Below are 16,187 nucleotides of genomic sequence, written 5' to 3' on the forward strand. Positions count from 1 at the left end.
TCAAATCGATTTTCGTAAATGGTACATTAAAATCCCGGCAGCGATCCCCACATTCAAAGATTCACTTTTTCCGTAGATGGGAATATAGAGGTTTTTAGTCGTTTTCTCCAGTAATTCCTTCGATACCCCTTGACCTTCATTACCGACCAGCAGGGCAAATCGGGAAGACTTTTCCACTTCTTCAAATGGCGATGCCCCTTCTAATGCCGTGCCATAAACCAGTATGCCGCTTTGCTTAAGCTCATCGATGATTTCGGATAGGTTCCCTTTAATGACAGGCATATGGAAGAGGCTCCCTTGGGTCGAACGGACCACTTTGGGATTATACAAGTCAGCACACCCTTCCCCAAGGATGACCGCATCGATTCCCGCTGCATCCGCTGTCCTGATCATCGTTCCAATATTCCCAGGATCTTGTACGGCATCGATCAACAATAATTTCTCCGGATTGATGGACGCCATGCTCGTTGATTTCTGTTCACAAACCGCAGCAATTCCCTGCGGTGCTTCGGTATCGCAAATCGCCTTCATAATATCATTTTTCACATAAATGAGTTCTGTGCCTTCCACCTTAAAATGGGCAGGCATTTCAGTTTCTTCATTGATGATCACTTCCAAGACGATTTCCTCTTTTAAGGCTTCTTCAACTAGGTGAAAACCCTCGACTAAATATTTACCTGTTTTATCTCGTTCTTTTTTCGTCAAAAGTTTTTTCCATTGCTTAACTTGCGGGTTTTTTACGGATTCGATATATTTCAAGGGTAAACGCTCCTTTAACTTCACACTGATTTTCCTATTATAACGCAATTCACATACATATTGCATGCGAGTTTGTGAAATGCTATTAATGTCAGTCATTATGTGTTAGAGGAGGAATAATTATGAATTTAAACTTACGTAATGCGATCATCCAAAATGTATCAGGAAATACGCAAGAGCAGCTGGAAGACACGATTGTCGATGCCATACAAAATGGCGAGGAAAAAATGCTTCCTGGATTGGGAGTATTATTCGAGGTCATCTGGCAAAATTCATCCGAGCAGGAAAAACAGGAAATGATCACTGCCCTCGAAGCAGGATTAAAAAAATAACAGCCTTCAAAGGCTGTTATTTTTTTAATCTCGCCTCGCCAGCCTTCAGTTCTTCGATGGAGACTTCTTCATCAAGCAGCAAGATGAATTTCTTTGCTTTCACTTCTTCAAGCATCGCTTTTGCCTCAGCAAAAGAGTAGCCGTATTTCGTGAAAAAGCTGCGTAAATCTCCAGATCCTTCATCTGTGAAGTAATGGAAGATTTTCAAAAAAAGAGTGTCCTCCTTATCCTGATTGGCGATGATCAGTATATCCGTATGTTCATTTCCAAGCTGCACATAATTTTTTATATCAGCTGCCACTGTCATTTGGGTGCCAGATATGCCTTTTGCTTTTAAGTCTGAAATTGCAGCAAGTAGTTCCGGATTAGAGTCAAAAACACCATATACGTTTTTTTCCATGTTCCTCCCCCTCCTTGTTACTCTACTTAAAATAAAATTCCTTTGTCATTATACCTTGCAGCTTTATCAATAAACAAGCAAATAGTCTATGGAGACGAACAAGGGAACCCTCTGCCTAAAGGTTTTTTTAAAAATAACAGCCTGTAGCAAACTCTAAGAAAATCGAGGTTGCTTGCGGTCCTATTAAAAAGGCTGTTTTCACATACTTTATTGCTATTTACCAGGTAGTGAGTTGTGGTTGATTTCCTCTCCAGATGCTCGCTTTCCGCGGGGCGGGCGGTGAGCATCTGGAGGCGTAAACGCCTGTGGGGTCTCACCTGTCCCGCTGCTTCCGCAGGAGTCTCGCACTTCCGCTCCAATCAACCTTAAATAGTTTCGTTTTAAAAACAACAATCTTTACGAAAAGAGCCATTAAAAAAAGTTCCACTCCCTTTCCGTCGACTTTCTCACAAGCCAAAGCAAACGGCTGCGTGTCTCAGCTAGACAGTGATTTTGTCGCAAATTTCTTCAATCTAAGTAAACAAACAAAAACAGCCTTATGCAGGCTGCTCTTGTTGCGGTATTACAGATTGTCGGTATTGATTCGATTTTTGATGTATTCATCTTGTAAGCCTTCCTCTTGCTGTCCGCTGGCTGTCGGTCCCGCGGTCCGATCCAGTGATCCTTGAGCGCCCAGGTTTTTGTCAGCATCGTCTGCAAACGGGTCGCTTGCCAGTGTTCCTTCATGAATCCCTGGTTTTTGCTTCTTGAATTTTTCTGTGGAATTCCCCCAGATTTCCCTTTCTTGAGCTCGCTTCATATCCAGCTCTTCATTTTCATAGATATTGGCGGAATTTCCGTGAAGCTCTTCGCTTCTTCCTGGCTGTGCTTCCATTTCCCTTGTTTGATAGGCATTCGCGGTTGTTTCCGGAAAAAGGTTCGGGTCCGGATTGTTCACCACCCCTGTTTTAAGCGGATTCTTTGCAGGTGCGTCCGTATCCTCGATGCGATTGGAAGTTATGTTCTCACGTGCTGTTACGGTTTCCGATTCATCTAAAAGAATGAGGAATTTTCCAGCCTCCACTTCATTTATATAAGCGGTTGCTTCACTATCGGCAAGCCCTAGCTCACCTAGACGGTTCCTTATATCTTCGGAACCCTCGTTCAGGAAAAAGTGTTTCATCTTATCAATAAAGGATTCCTCGTTAGAGTTAGTAACGACTTCGACATCCGGATCATGCTTTTCATTAACGAAATCCAAATCTTTTTTCTTATCAGCCATTACCGTTATTTCCCCTTCATGAACCCCCTTTTCCTTGAGGGATTGTATAGCCTGGATCAATTCTCTTTCCGTATTAAAAACACCATATAACGTTTTTCCCATGCATATTCCTCCTCCTTTTTCCGATATTTCTTCTTATGTGTATTTATACCCTGATGGGTGCCAATTAAACAAAAAGGTTTGCCTTCCCTAAGCTCGAACCTTTAATCGGTCTAAAAACCAAAAGGAAACCTGCAGTTTTAAAACTGCAGGTCATTTCCTTCACTCTTAGAAGCGGTTGGTTCTACGTTCAGTTGCCTTTTTCTCATTCACGATCGATTCATCTGTACTATCAAGCTGGATATCTTCCTTTTTAAGAGTATCCTGAACTTGTTCCGTTTCTTGTACAGCATGTTTCTTGATGACAATTTCATCGGTGACAACCGGTTTTTTCGAAACTTCCAGTTTTTCTTCAACAACCGGGATTCGTAATGTTTCCCCATCTTCAATGGTTCCGGTTTCCCGATTCGCTTCACGTCCTGAAACCGATCTATGCTCAACTGTCACTTCTTCGTGTTCAACAGGGACATTGATCGTTTTATGCTGTTCATTGACTTCTTTATTAATGACGACTTCTCCTGTCTGAACTCTTTCTTTGTCAATGTTCAGCTGTTCTTCCCGAAGTGTAAGTGTCCTTTCATCTTCTGGCAATTCACGGCCTTGTCCGTTAACTCCATAAACATCTTCTTTATTTAATGCATCGGTTTTTTCCGTGCCATTATATAGTGGGTTGGTGGAGTTAGTATCAAGCCTTGTACCGGCAGTGTCCATTGTTCCGGTCGTGAATTTATCTCTTGCCGTTCCAAGATGGCCTTCACCTTCTTCAACCAGAACCAGGACTTTTCCATTTTCTACATCAAAGACATGTTCAGCCGCTTCGCTATTCGAAAGGCCTGCATTCGCCAATCTTGTTGAAAGGTCTGCCGTATCTTCCGGCATGAAGAAACGTGCCACCTTGTCCATAAACGATTCGTCGTTAGGAACATTCGTCATTGTGTGAACATCGGTTTCCCGTTGATGGTTCGTGAAATCCAATGTTTCTTCCTTATCTGCGACGACCGTAATATCGTCCCCTTCAAAACCCTTTGCCTTAAGTGCATTAATTGCTTGGATCACTTCTGCATTTGATTCATATACTCCATATACTGTTTTATTCATTTTACATTCCTCCTTAGGTTTTGTTGTTTCGTTTAGTGGATGCTATATATAAACAATACCCGCCAAGTTCCTAAGTAAACGAGGAATCCATATTTCATTTTTGTTATATCATTTACAATTCGTTCTCAGCACAGAACGCTTTTTAATTGAAATCCAAGCTTTACAAGGGTTTCCCCCTTTATAAAAATGTAATGTTTAACCAAATCATGTCATTTCGTTTTTTCAAATAATGCTTGTGATCTTTTTTCTTCTATTATAACGCCACAGCATTTATTAGCAGGTCCGCAATATGCACCGCTTTTGTGCATTCCCCCAAGTTTTCCCGCTCGATCCCCAATTGCATTTGCAACAGGCAGCCAGGGTTTGCCGTGACAACAATATCGGCCTGTGTCGATTTCGTGTGCTCCATTTTAGAGTCGAGAATGTTCATGGACATCTCTGATTCAACAATATTATATATCCCAGCTGAGCCGCAGCAGCGATCGGCATCCTTCATTTCCCTGAAATCGATTCCTTCTATTGATTGAAGGAGAATTCGCGGAGCCGAGGAGGTGTTCATCACATTCCGTAAGTGACAGGAATCCTGGAAAGTTACGGATTGAGCTGGCAGTTTCAGGCGGACTTTTTCCTGAAAACGCAAATCAACAAGGATCTGGCTGATATCTTTCAACTTATTTTTAAATGAGATTGCACGGTCATGCCATTCCGGTTCATCTTGGAGCAGATGATCATAATCTATGAGAAAAGCGCCGCAGCCGCCGGCATTCGTAATGATATAATCAACTTCCTCCATTTCAAAGGCTTCAATATTTCGCTTGGCCAGTTGCTTTGCACCTGCTTTTTCACCACTGTGACCATGCAGCGCACCGCAACAGGCCTGGGATTTCGGTATCACGATTTCACATCCGGCCAGCTGAAGAAGCTTTAGTGTGGCCTTGTTCGTTTCCAAAAACATCGTATCCATCAAGCAGCCGGAAAAGAAAGCCACCGTTTTGAGCGGCGTTCCGATTGCAGGCAGCTCGGTTGGCCTATTTTTCATTTCTGCTTTTTTCGGGACTTTCGGTAGCACTTTTTCCATGGCTGCCAAATTATCCGGAAGCATGTTGAGGACTCCCGTTTTACGGGCCATGTATTGCAGGCCTGATTTCTGATAGAAGCCAAGCAAACTTGTCATGGTCTGCATTCGCTCCTGGTGCGGGAATAGTCCACTAAAAACCGCCTTGCGGATCGTTTTTACAGGGAAGCTGTGTTTTTTATTCTGATGGATGATATCCCTTGCTTCTTCAAGAAGGTGTCCGTATTTCACACCTGAAGGGCACACAGGTTCACAAGCCCTGCAGCCGAGGCAAAGACTCAACGAACTTTCTACATCCCTATCTGGCTCAATCACGCCATCCGCCACCGCTTTCATAAGTGCAATCCGGCCCCTTGGTGAGTGGGATTCCTTCAGCCCCGATTCTATGTATGTCGGGCAATGGGGTAAGCAAAAACCGCAGCGCATACAATTCAACAATTCATCTTCATTCATTTTTTCCGCGAATTGAATGGCAATGGTTTCCCTTTCCTTAACTGTCGTCATGAAGAAACCACCACCCTTTTCCTGGTTTCCTTGGCAAATACTTTGCCGGGATTCATGATGTTATTGGGATCGAAAGCCTGTTTAATCGCCCTCAAGGCATCAATCCCTTCTTTCTTCAGCTTCCATTCAAGATACGGGGCCTTCATCGCTCCTACACCATGTTCACCGGTAATCGTCCCGCCAAGGTCGATAGCTGCGGCAAAAATGTCGGCAAAAGCGAGCTCCACCCTCTCCATTTCCTCATGATCACGAGCGTCGGTAATGCATGTCGGATGGAGGTTCCCATCCCCAGCATGACCGAACGTGCAAATGTCCACGTTATGCTTGTCAGCGATCTCATTAATCGCTCTAACCATTTTGGCAATTTCCGAGCGAGGAACGGTGGCATCTTCCAAAATGGTCGTCGGCTTGAGGCGTGCCAATGCGGAAAGTGCTGTCCGTCTTGCCGTTTTCAAGGCGACAGCGTCAGAATCCGTTTCGGCAATTTCCACGGAAACCGCCTTTTCCTCTAGACAGATATCGGCCATCCTTTTCATATCACGTTCCACCACTTCAGGCGGACCATCCTGTTCAATCAGCAGGACGGCTTCCACATTGGTAGGCAAACCGATTTTCGCAAAGTCTTCAACAACGATCAACGTCGGCCGATCCAGAAATTCCAATGTCACAGGAATGATCTTATTTGAAATGATCTTGGCCACTGACTGGGCTGCAGCATCCAGATCTTGATATAAGGCAAGCATCGTCTTAGTCGTTTCCGGCATTGGAATCAGCTTTAAGGTCGCTTCCGTAACGATGCCCAAGGTCCCTTCCGATCCGACAAAAAGTTTCGTTAAATCATATCCGGCTACATCTTTGGCAAGCTTGCCCCCTGTTCGAATGATGTCCCCATTTGGAAGGACCACTTCAAGCCCGATGACATAATCACGGGTGACTCCATACTTTAAGCCTCGCAGTCCACCAGAATTCTCATTAATGTTGCCGCCAATCGTGGAGATTTTCATCGAACTTGGATCCGGCGGATAAAACAATCCCTTCTCTTCAACTGCTGAAATCAAGTCCAAAGTGATGAGCCCAGGCTGTACGGTCGCCGTTAAGTTCTCCTCATCTATTTCAAGTAATGAATTCATTCGATTGAATAAAAGGACAAGCCCCCCTCTGTCGGGCATGTGCCTCCGCTTAAATTCGTCCCAGAACCGCGCGGAACGATCGGAACATTGTATTCGTTGCAAACTTTGACGATGGCTGCGACTTCAGCTGTGCTGCCCGGTTTGATGACAGCATCCGGCAACGCTTGAAATCCAGGCGTTGCATCATATGAATAGACTAGACATTCCACTTTCGAGTCATCGTAATTCTCCTGACCGACGATGGCAAGAAGTAGCTGCTTAACCTGCTTTGTTAACATGTACATCCTCCTCATATAAACATAGGAAATTCTAGATTTTTTATATGAAGTAAGTATAAGAAAAAAAACACTCTGCCTTCTATGTATGAACATATAGAATTTTGAGCTTTTCATAGAATTAATTTGTATGTTTATCCAATACACTTAATGCAAGATACATCATGACTAAATCGCCTGGCTTCCTAGGGTTCAGCCGGGTCAAATCCTCAATGCGCTTGAGCCTGTAATGGAGGGTATTGATATGGATATGGAGGGCTCTAGCGGTCTCTTTTAAAGATAGATCACATGTAAAATACATGGAAAGGGTTTTAAGTAGCTCCTCATTAGGTAGCAACTCCTGAATCGTCCGGGATAAATATTCCTGTCTTGTTTCAGCGGTAACTTCATCAAGCAGGACCTCAAGTTTCAAGTCCTCGTCAAATATGATACCTGATGAAGGAGACGCGATTTTCAAGGAACGTTCCGCTTTAAAAAACGCTGACCTGAAAGCGGATCCTGATGCACGCGAACTAACTCCTGCACACACTTTATAGCCCGAACTCTCTTCCAGCTTTTTTTGCAGTTTACTTAGTTTCCTATATTGCTGGTTTTTTGAACCGATGAAATCGGCCATTGAAAGAATGACGAATCGGTTCCTTCCCCAACGTACTGCGATGTCATTGGAATGTTGTTGTCTTATGAATATCTGAAGCGTTCTCCATACATGAGGTTCAATGATTTCATCAGTCTTGAATTCACCAAGGGTGATGATCCGGTCCGCATGAACATCGACCCCAAGCAACTTGGCCTTCTGAAGGAATTGCTCATTGAACGTCTGCAGCTGATGCCATTCAAATACAAAGAATTCCATCAGACGTGATCGGGATTCTGCTTGTTCAATATGATAGCTTTCCTGAATGAACATCTCCGTCATCTTTTTTAATAGTTCCGCATATGGGGAAACATGTTTGGGGTCACCTGTAATTCCAATGACACAAACGGCTTCCTGATTAAAGAAAATAGGCAGGTTTATCCCTGCCTTCACTCCTTTCCAACTTCGTTCATCCTGTTTATTGATGATCAATTTCTCACGATTGTTGAAAGCGTGGATAGCTCCTTCATGAAAAGATCCAATGCGGCTGCCATCGGTGCTGGCGATAATCATGCCGGCATGGTCAATAATGATGATCTCCTCATCAATCAGTTTTCGAACCTCATGCACCAATTTCCCTGCAACAGCTGCCAATTGCATGATATGTCCTCCTTTTTTGAATGTACTTGAAAATATTTCGAGGCTCCCCGATGAAAAGGGAGCCTCATTCTACTTATGGAATCATCCAGGAAAGGACGCCATTTTGCAAGAAGGTAATCACACAAACAAGCAGCAATAAAAATAAGCTATGTTTAAGCGTGAATCTCAATAATTCCGATTCCCTGCCCGCCAATCCTACGGCAGCACAAGCTATCGCTATCGATTGGGGGGAAATCATCTTTCCGGTGACCCCTCCAGAAGAGTTGGCCGCCAGTGCCAGAACCGGTTCCATCCCCACTTTAAGCGCAGTCACTTTCTGCAGACTGCCAAATAAGAGGTTTGCTGATGTATCCGATCCGGTAATGAACACACCTAGCCAGCCGAGAATAGGTGCGAAAAACGGAAATAAATCACCCGATTTTGCCAGGGTCATCCCTAATGTTGTCGACATGCCTGAAGCATTCGTCACATAAGCAAAAGCAACCACGGTAGAAATCATCAAGATTGGTTTGGCCAACTCTTTCATCGCTTCAACAAAGGTGCCATAAAAGTCTTTTGAAGACATGTGTGCGATGAACTTCGTTACGATGGCAGCCAGTAAAATGGCCGTCCCGGCTGCTCCGAGCAGTTCTATTTTATAGAAAGCCGCAATCGGCAATCCATTACTTCCGATTATCTCATTATGCAGACCTGGCACTTCGATTTGGAAGGTTAATAGTTTCCCGATTTCATTGATTCCGCCAAGCAGCACATTGTTGCCTTCATAATGTCCGGATAGTGCCGGCTTTATTGGGTTCATCCCCCATATTGTGATGAAAAGCGTTAACAGAAGGAATGGTGACCAAGCATGGAATATCTGCCATTTCGTGTATTTTGTTTCCGCTTCGGCTGTATATAATGGTTCGACAGCAGCTGCCGTTTCCTCTGATGCAAAGCGAAAGATCGTCTTAGGTTTCCAGAATTTAAGGAAAATCGCCAATGCAAACAGTGACACTAACGCGGATAGGATGTCGGGTAATTCGGGCCCAAGAAAATTCGAACTTAAGTATTGTGTGATGGCAAAGGAAATTCCGGAAACCAAAATTGCCGGCAAAACCTCAAGCGACCTTTTCCACCCAGTCATGATTAAAATGAGATAAAGCGGAATGAAAGCAGAAAGGAATGGCAATTGGCGGCCGACCATTTTGGAAATCTCCATGGCGGCTATGCCAGTAGGGCCTTCCATGGCGATGATCGGTATTCCAACCGCCCCGAACGCTACCGGAGCGGTATTCGCGATCAAACAGATCCCGGCTGCATATAGCGGATTAAAGCCGAGACCGACTAAAAGCGCGGCTGAAATGGCGACCGGTGCTCCAAATCCCGCAGCACCTTCTAAAAAGGCCCCGAAAGAAAATGCCACCAATAATGCCTGGAGGCGCCTGTCTTCCGTAAGCGAAAGCACAGAAGAACGAATGATATTGAATTGCCCGCTTTTAACAGTCATCTTGTACAAAAATACGGAAGTGATGATTATCCATCCGATTGGGAGCAGCCCATATACGCCTCCTTGTGAAGCGGACATCACTGCTTTTCCTGCAGGCATCCCATATATCAATACAGCCACTGCAAGAGCTACAAGCAACGTCGTTATACCTGCCATGTAACCTTTCATGCGTTTGATGGTAAGCGCCCAGAAAAAGTAAAGAATTGGAATGAGTGCGGCAAGAGATGATAAAACTAAATTATCGGTGATCGGCGTAAAGTTTTGTGTCCATATCATTCATTTCGACTCCTTTTACTATTGATTTTTTAAAAAATTCAGAAATCAAACGCTAATTGAAACCCCTTACATATCCAAATATTCAAAGTCATCAGATGACTTGATGAGTACTCATTTAAATTAAATGATTGAAAATATAAAAGCAAGATTTTTTTTATTTTTTGTTGATTTTTTAACTCTTCTGGAAGTGTCAAAGATCATTTGTGTTATATAATATTAACTAGAGAAACTCATAGAAAATAGAGGTGCTACTACTTGGTATATAAAAAAATAAAGCCGAAAAAAATTTATGAAGAAGTCAGCGATGAACTTTATGAAATGATTCGGTCAGGCAGCCTGAAACCAGGTGAACAATTGGATTCCATTCAGCAGCTTGCGGAAAATTTCCAAGTCGGGCGCCCGGCCATCCGCGAAGCATTAAGTGCATTGAGTTCAATGGGTCTTATTGAAATAAAACAAGGTGAAGGAACATTCGTCAAAACCTTCGACCCCGCCATCATGAACCACCCCTTGTCGGCCGCCCTTTTGATGGATCAAGACAATATCAAGCATTTACTGGAAGTCCGGAAAATCCTTGAGTCCGGTACGGCGGAAGTGGCAGCGAAGAAGAGAACGGAAGAAAACCTTATCGAACTTAAGGACATGCTTTTTAATATGGAAAAGGTCTCGGATGATGAAGAACTTAGTGATAAAGCGGATATCTCCTTCCATGTTGCCGTGGCAAATGCATCACAAAATGAGCTGCTGATTACATTGATGAATCATGTTTCAGAATTAATGACGGAAAAGATGCGTGATATCCGTCGGGCTGCGCTTTATTCCGAAGAGATGACACTCAAGCAGCTTTACCAGCAGCATGTCAGGATATATGATGCAATCGTGGCACAGGATGAGGCCGGAGCCCGCAGTGCCATGCTGTTTCATCTTCAAAGCGTCGAGGAATCGCTGGACCGGGTCATCCAAAAAAATCAGCAAAAGAATCATTGACATTCCTTTAAATTTCAAAAATACCCTATACAAAAAAGGATTAAATTGATATATTATTTTGAAAACGATTACTTCATTTAAAAAATCTTGGAAATTGGTATCTTCTCTTAGCCATTTCCTTTTTCCATTTTCTAGTCATCAGATGACCTGTTAACCTATTTTGAAAAAGGAGGAATTCAGATTGAAAGTTACTCTCTTTGCAACATGTTTAGTGGATTTGTTTCAATCCAATGTCGGCAAAGCGACAGTGGAGCTACTCGAGAGATTAGGCTGTGAGATCGATTTCCCGGAGTCCCAGATATGCTGCGGACAGCCGGCATATAATAGCGGGTATACGAAGGAATCGAAGGAAGCCATGAAAAAGATGATTAAAACGTTCGCGGATGCTGAATACGTCGTAACCCCTTCCGGTTCCTGTGCAGCGATGTTCAAGGAATATCCGGTACTTTTCAAAGGTGATGCCGTATGGGAAAAGAAAGCGGCATCATTAGCGGCTAAAACATATGAATTGTCCCAATTCATCGTGGATGTCTTAAAAGTGACCGACGTCGGGGCTACCCTCAAGGGAAAGGCCACTTATCATACTTCATGCCATATGACACGGCTGCTTAAGGTGAAGGAAGCACCTGCCATTTTATTAAGCCATGTCAGGGGGCTGGAAATGACACCACTTCCGGATGCCCAAAACTGCTGCGGGTTCGGGGGGACCTTTTCGGTTAAGATGGGTGACATTTCCGGACAAATGGTCGAGGAGAAGGTTTGCAATATTGAAGAAACCGGTGCCGACTTTTTAATCGGCGGGGATGCAGGATGTTTGATGAATATCGGCGGACGGATCCAAAGGAAGGGGCAACCGGTGAAGGTCCTTCACATTGCGGAAGTCCTGAATAGCATTTAAAGAAAGCGAGGAGGGAAAAACTTATGGCTATGAAAACCAGCTCTGCCAAATTTAAAGACCGGGTGGATGAAGGAATCCATAATGACTTTATGCGATTGGCCGTATCCAGTGCCCAAGAACGATTACACGGACGGCGGCTGACTGCCGTTGATGAATTGGGAAGCTGGGAGGATTGGCGTTCCCTTGGGGAAGAAATTCGGCAGCATGTGCTCAGTAACCTTGATTTCTATTTGCACCAGCTTGCCGAAAACGTTTCGAAAAGGGGCGGTCATGTCTTCTTCGCTGAAACCGCTGAACAAGCAAGCGGGTACATTAAGGATGTCATTGTAAAAAAGAATGCCAAAAAGGTCGTTAAATCCAAATCGATGGTTACGGAAGAGATCAATTTGAATGCAACTCTTGAGGCAGTTGGCCTCGATGTCGTTGAAACGGACCTTGGAGAATACATTTTACAAGTGGATGATCATGATCCCCCTTCCCATATCGTCGCACCTGCGCTACATAAAAATAAAGAACAGATCAGGGATGTTTTTAAAGAAAAGCTTGCCTATACGCAAACCGAAAAACCGGAAGAGCTTACCGCCCATGTGCGGGGCATTCTGCGGAAAGATTTCTTAAGCGCCGATGTGGGCATTACCGGCTGTAATTTTGCGATTGCGGAAACGGGCTCAATCGGACTGGTGACGAATGAAGGAAATGCCGACTTGGTGACTGCCCTCCCAAAAACGCAAATCACCGTGATGGGAATGGAACGGCTTGTACCTACATTCGATGAATTCGAAGTCCTTGTCAGCTTATTGACAAGAAGCGCTGTCGGCCAAAGATTGACCAGTTACATCACCGCACTTACCGGACCGCGTGATGGAGGTGATGTAGACGGACCTGAGGAGTTTCACCTAGTGATCGTGGATAATGGACGCTCCTCCATCTTAGGAACTGAGTTTCAATCCGTTCTTCAATGCATTCGCTGTGCTGCCTGTATAAATGTCTGCCCGGTCTATCGCCAGGTTGGCGGTCAGTCATATGGTTCAATTTACCCCGGACCAATCGGCGCTGTGCTTTCACCCTTACTCGGAGGATATGATGATTTCAAGGAACTGCCGTATGCCTCCACTCTTTGTGCAGCCTGTACAGATGCCTGTCCGGTAAAGATTCCTCTCCATGATTTACTGAGGAAGCATCGTGAAGTCATCGTTGAAAAGGAAAAAATGGCGCCGTTTTCAGAAAAGATGGCCATGAAGGCCTTTGGGATTGGTGCGGCATCACCTATGCTTTATAAATTCGGCTCCAAAATGGCCCCATCAGCGATGTCACCTTTTAAAACGGGGGATATCATCTCGAAAGGCCCGGGACCGCTCAAAACTTGGACAGAAAGCCGCGAGTTCCCTGCTCCAGGGAAAGAGAGCTTTCGGGACTGGTTCAAAAATCGGGAAAAAGGAGGGAAACCATCATGAATGGAATCATCCATAATGAAGGGGCATTTTTAAACAATATAGCCAAAAACCTGGGAAGGGCTCCTGTTACGGAAGGCATCTCCGTTCCGGAATGGAAGCACGCCCCCCAAAAAGAAGTTTTGAAACATGCGACACAAAATGATCTTGTCGCGGAATTGAAGGAGCAATGTAAACGGGTGCATACTCAATTTCACGTTACCGACTCCAAGCAAGTGGTGAATTGCTTAACAAAGGTGATCGAGGAACTTGGAAACGGACCCGTGATCATCCCTAAGGACGGTCGATTTACCGAGTATGGGTTAGAGGGCATCTTAAAGGAAAATGATGTCCATATATGGGATCACCAAGCCGGGAATGAGAATATCGAAAAAGCAGAAAGTGCAAACATCGGAATCACATTCAGTGAGATGACACTAGCAGAATCAGCGACCGTCGTCTTGTTCAGCGACAAGGATCACGGCCGTTCCATCAGCTTCCTTCCTTCCTGCCATGTTTCCATCATTCCAAAAAGCACCATCGTTCCGCGAATGACCCAGGCTGCTGCGGCCATCCGTTCAAAAGTTACCCGGGGCGAAGTCGTTCCTTCTTGCATCAATTTCATAACAGGGCCGAGCAATTCGGCTGATATTGAAATGGACCTTGTCGTCGGCGTCCATGGACCCATCAAAGCCGTCTATATAATCGTCGAAGACAAGTAGAAATAAGAAAAAGAAAATGGAGAGGACCTATATTAGGCCTCTCCATTTTTAACTTACTATATTACTCGTAAATGATCCGATCAACCGCTTCGCGATCGAGGCGTTTAATCACTTCGACAATGAGCTTAACTGCATTCTCATAATCATCCCTGTGAAGCATTGCTGCGTGTGAATGAATGTAGCGTGTGGCAATCGTGATCGCCAGGGCGGGAACACCATTTGCCGTTAAATGGATGGAGCCGGCATCCGTCCCGCCGCCAGGAATCGATTCATATTGATAAGGAATATTCATTTCATCAGCCGTGTCGGTGACGAAATCGCGTAATCCCTTATGTGCCACCATCGATGAATCATAGATGACGATTTGCGGGCCTTCCCCCATCTTGCTCATCGCTTCTTTTTCGGAAACCCCCGGTGTATCACCAGCAATACCGACATCGACGGCAAAACCGATATCCGGCTGAATTTTGAATGTGGATGTTTTGGAGCCACGCAGGCCGACCTCTTCTTGCACTGCTCCAATTCCATAAACTACGTTAGGATGGTCGCTGTCTTTCAGCTGTTTAAGCACATCAATGGCGATTGCACAGCCAATTCGATTGTCCCAGGCTTTGGCGAGCAGCATCTTTTCATTATTCATAACCGTGAATTCAAAATATGGCACAACCATATCCCCCGGCTTGACGCCCCATTCCTTAACCTCTTCTTTGCTGGATGCACCAATATCAATGAACATATCCTTAATATCAATCGGCTTCTTCCGCGCTTCCGCTGAAAGGATATGTGGCGGCTTGGAACCGATAATGCCCGTTATATCACCTTTACCCGTAACGATCGTCACGCGCTGGGCCAGCATTACCTGTGACCACCAGCCCCCTACCGGCTGAAAACGCAAAAATCCCTTATCATCAATTTGGGTAATCATGAAACCGACTTCGTCCATATGCCCGGTAACGACGATTTTCGGTCCGTTTTCATCTCCCGTTTTCTTGGCGATCAAACTTCCCAGCCCATCTGTCGATATTTCATCCGCAAATGGTGTTATGTATTCGGTCATCACTTTTCTTACTTCACTTTCATTTCCTGCAATGCCTTTAGCATCCGTTAAGGCAGCAAGCATCTTTAACGTTTCATCCAATTGAGCCATACCCTTACCTCCTTATAACTTACATTACAAGAATAATTATACAGACAATCGATTTCATAAACAATCAGTAGCCTTGCTTTTGCCTTTCGTAATTGACTTCATTTTTGCTTACATATGCTTTTTCCACATCCGCTGCCGAAAATCCGAGCAACTCTCCTAAAAGTAAATACGCAGTAAAAACCTTTTGGTAAGATGACTCTGTCAACTGTGTGCGAAATTCACTGATGTAGCCGTAAATGGCAGTAAATTGAACCGTCAAATCCTCCTGATGCATCTTTATGGCAGATGGAAATTCCGGTACAAAACCCCGTTCGATCCCGAGTGACAAAATGAAATGAATGCCATCCACATATTCAGCCAAAATCGTTTCTTTATCAGAGGGTCCTTTAAGACTCCAGAATTTAAAACATCTTGTTTCATTGGCAAGCTCTCCAAGCTCCACTAAAAGAGCAAGTATCTTTCGTTCCACCAAGTCTTCCCCACCCAAATCATGCTTGGATTGTATATGCTCATCCAAAGCCGCCTGCATTTCCATTAATTTACTTATGTTCATTTTCATCACTTCTTTCCTTCGTCTTCCCCTAAATTATATCAAATAAATGAAACTTATTAAAAACCCATACGTAAATGAAAGGGAATCACTCTGTTTAAGGAGGTATCTCCATGGTATTGATCATGCGGTTCATACTTTTGGCTCTCATCATTTTCTTCATCTATACAGTCATTAAATACCTATTTAATCCGAAAAGAAAATTAGAGCTGGCACATGAACAGAAAAAATTCTTTCTGCTCGACGATACAGCCAATATACGAAAGAATTTTTTATTGACGTACAACGGGGTGATGTTTGAAGGGGAAAAGTATTTAGGGACGACGGAACGCTCCTTCGAGGTCATCTCCATCTTCATTTGGCCTAAAAAAGTGGCAGGCCTGAAAGGCTTGAAGCGAAATGATTTCTTGAAAATCGAGGCAGCCATAAAAAAACAATACCCGGATGCCGTTATTGATTGGAAGAGCCCGGTCAAGGAGTTCTTACAAAATTGAAAAAATCACGCATAATGAAGAGCCTTGAGG

15 protein-coding genes and 1 pseudogene are annotated in these 16,187 nt (G+C 44.2%); 6 read left to right on the top strand and 10 right to left on the bottom strand.

Features of this window, described 5'->3' with window-relative positions; translation table 11 throughout:
• Positions 1-759 carry a TrmH family RNA methyltransferase gene (locus NYE65_RS04870; protein ID WP_328176284.1) on the bottom strand — a complete coding sequence of 253 codons (759 nt, stop codon included), beginning with the start codon at positions 757-759 and terminating at the stop codon, positions 1-3.
• A 122-nt stretch (positions 760-881) separates the two neighbouring features.
• On the opposite strand from NYE65_RS04870, the gene sspI reads away from it, so the two are divergent.
• Positions 882-1,091, top strand: coding sequence for a small acid-soluble spore protein SspI (sspI, locus tag NYE65_RS04875; RefSeq protein WP_034309032.1), 210 nt, complete (start codon positions 882-884; stop codon positions 1,089-1,091).
• Between the two features lie 16 nt (positions 1,092-1,107).
• On the opposite strand, the gene NYE65_RS04880 is transcribed toward sspI, so the two are convergent.
• The 7 genes and pseudogenes from NYE65_RS04880 to NYE65_RS04910 all read right to left on the bottom strand — a co-directional run bounded on the left by NYE65_RS04880 (position 1,108) and on the right by NYE65_RS04910 (position 9,929).
• A complete protein-coding gene (locus NYE65_RS04880; protein WP_214771106.1) occupies positions 1,108-1,491 on the bottom strand; it encodes a general stress protein in 384 nt (127 codons plus the stop codon).
• Between the two features lie 562 nt (positions 1,492-2,053).
• The gene (locus tag NYE65_RS04885) at positions 2,054-2,854 is read right to left on the bottom strand and encodes a general stress protein (protein WP_328176285.1); all 801 of its coding nucleotides are present in this window, start codon (positions 2,852-2,854) and stop codon (positions 2,054-2,056) included.
• 165 nt (positions 2,855-3,019) lie between these two features.
• Positions 3,020-3,949, bottom strand: coding sequence for a YsnF/AvaK domain-containing protein (locus NYE65_RS04890; RefSeq protein ID WP_340859962.1), 930 nt, complete (start codon positions 3,947-3,949; stop codon positions 3,020-3,022).
• Positions 3,950-4,202: 253 nt separating this feature from the next.
• On the bottom strand, positions 4,203-5,528 hold the full coding sequence (locus NYE65_RS04895; RefSeq protein ID WP_340859963.1) for a (Fe-S)-binding protein: 1,326 nt from the start codon (positions 5,526-5,528) through the stop codon (positions 4,203-4,205).
• Positions 5,525-6,936 (bottom strand): annotated as a pseudogene (gene glcD / locus NYE65_RS04900) (glycolate oxidase subunit GlcD). The gene NYE65_RS04895 and the pseudogene glcD overlap by 4 nt, the downstream one beginning before the upstream one ends.
• 118 nt (positions 6,937-7,054) lie before the next feature.
• On the bottom strand, positions 7,055-8,167 hold the full coding sequence (locus tag NYE65_RS04905) for a PucR family transcriptional regulator (protein WP_340859964.1): 1,113 nt from the start codon (positions 8,165-8,167) through the stop codon (positions 7,055-7,057).
• 73 nt (positions 8,168-8,240) lie between these two features.
• Entirely contained in the window at positions 8,241-9,929 is a 1,689-nt protein-coding gene (locus NYE65_RS04910) for an L-lactate permease (RefSeq protein ID WP_340859965.1), read from the bottom strand.
• A gap of 255 nt (positions 9,930-10,184) precedes the next feature.
• Here NYE65_RS04910 and NYE65_RS04915 point away from each other — a divergent pair, with 255 nt between their 5' ends.
• The 4 genes from NYE65_RS04915 to NYE65_RS04930 all read left to right on the top strand — a co-directional run bounded on the left by NYE65_RS04915 (position 10,185) and on the right by NYE65_RS04930 (position 13,966).
• The gene (locus NYE65_RS04915) at positions 10,185-10,916 is read left to right on the top strand and encodes a FadR/GntR family transcriptional regulator (protein ID WP_340859966.1); all 732 of its coding nucleotides are present in this window, start codon (positions 10,185-10,187) and stop codon (positions 10,914-10,916) included.
• A 181-nt stretch (positions 10,917-11,097) separates the two neighbouring features.
• The gene (locus NYE65_RS04920) at positions 11,098-11,814 is read left to right on the top strand and encodes a (Fe-S)-binding protein (RefSeq protein WP_057276687.1); all 717 of its coding nucleotides are present in this window, start codon (positions 11,098-11,100) and stop codon (positions 11,812-11,814) included.
• Between the two features lie 23 nt (positions 11,815-11,837).
• The gene (locus tag NYE65_RS04925; protein ID WP_340859967.1) at positions 11,838-13,268 is read left to right on the top strand and encodes a LutB/LldF family L-lactate oxidation iron-sulfur protein; all 1,431 of its coding nucleotides are present in this window, start codon (positions 11,838-11,840) and stop codon (positions 13,266-13,268) included.
• Complete coding sequence (locus NYE65_RS04930) at positions 13,262-13,966, top strand: LutC/YkgG family protein (protein WP_340862086.1); 705 nt, start codon at positions 13,262-13,264, stop codon at positions 13,964-13,966. The genes NYE65_RS04925 and NYE65_RS04930 overlap by 7 nt, the downstream gene beginning before the upstream one ends.
• 61 nt (positions 13,967-14,027) lie before the next feature.
• Here NYE65_RS04930 and NYE65_RS04935 read toward each other — a convergent pair whose 3' ends face one another.
• Positions 14,028-15,113 (bottom strand): M42 family metallopeptidase, encoded by a 1,086-nt coding sequence (locus NYE65_RS04935; protein WP_057276690.1) that lies wholly within the window; start codon positions 15,111-15,113, stop codon positions 14,028-14,030.
• Positions 15,114-15,177: 64 nt separating this feature from the next.
• Positions 15,178-15,666, bottom strand: a complete 489-nt coding sequence (locus NYE65_RS04940; protein WP_340859968.1) for a dUTP diphosphatase — start codon at positions 15,664-15,666, stop codon at positions 15,178-15,180.
• Between the two features lie 110 nt (positions 15,667-15,776).
• On the opposite strand from NYE65_RS04940, the gene NYE65_RS04945 reads away from it, so the two are divergent.
• Entirely contained in the window at positions 15,777-16,157 is a 381-nt protein-coding gene (locus NYE65_RS04945) for a sigma-w pathway protein ysdB (RefSeq protein ID WP_340859969.1), read from the top strand.
• Positions 16,158-16,187: the final 30 nt, after the last annotated feature.

It is taken from the genome of Peribacillus sp. FSL R5-0717 (genome assembly GCF_038002945.1).
Taxonomy (GTDB): Bacteria; Bacillota; Bacilli; order Bacillales; family DSM-1321; genus Peribacillus; species Peribacillus frigoritolerans.

What these genes read in the sequence shown, in the direction of transcription:
- sspI (WP_034309032.1), top strand. Translation starts at nt 882, where the DNA reads ATGAATTTAAACTTACGTAATGCGATCATCCAAAATGTATCAGGAAAT.
- NYE65_RS04880 (WP_214771106.1), bottom strand. Translation starts at nt 1,491, where the DNA reads ATGGAAAAAAACGTATATGGTGTTTTTGACTCTAATCCGGAACTACTT.
- NYE65_RS04885 (WP_328176285.1), bottom strand. Translation starts at nt 2,854, where the DNA reads ATGGGAAAAACGTTATATGGTGTTTTTAATACGGAAAGAGAATTGATC.
- NYE65_RS04890 (WP_340859962.1), bottom strand. Translation starts at nt 3,949, where the DNA reads ATGAATAAAACAGTATATGGAGTATATGAATCAAATGCAGAAGTGATC.
- NYE65_RS04895 (WP_340859963.1), bottom strand. Translation starts at nt 5,528, where the DNA reads ATGACGACAGTTAAGGAAAGGGAAACCATTGCCATTCAATTCGCGGAA.
- NYE65_RS04905 (WP_340859964.1), bottom strand. Translation starts at nt 8,167, where the DNA reads ATGCAATTGGCAGCTGTTGCAGGGAAATTGGTGCATGAGGTTCGAAAA.
- NYE65_RS04910 (WP_340859965.1), bottom strand. Translation starts at nt 9,929, where the DNA reads ATGATATGGACACAAAACTTTACGCCGATCACCGATAATTTAGTTTTA.
- NYE65_RS04925 (WP_340859967.1), top strand. Translation starts at nt 11,838, where the DNA reads ATGGCTATGAAAACCAGCTCTGCCAAATTTAAAGACCGGGTGGATGAA.
- NYE65_RS04935 (WP_057276690.1), bottom strand. Translation starts at nt 15,113, where the DNA reads ATGGCTCAATTGGATGAAACGTTAAAGATGCTTGCTGCCTTAACGGAT.
- NYE65_RS04940 (WP_340859968.1), bottom strand. Translation starts at nt 15,666, where the DNA reads ATGAACATAAGTAAATTAATGGAAATGCAGGCGGCTTTGGATGAGCAT.
- NYE65_RS04945 (WP_340859969.1), top strand. Translation starts at nt 15,777, where the DNA reads ATGGTATTGATCATGCGGTTCATACTTTTGGCTCTCATCATTTTCTTC.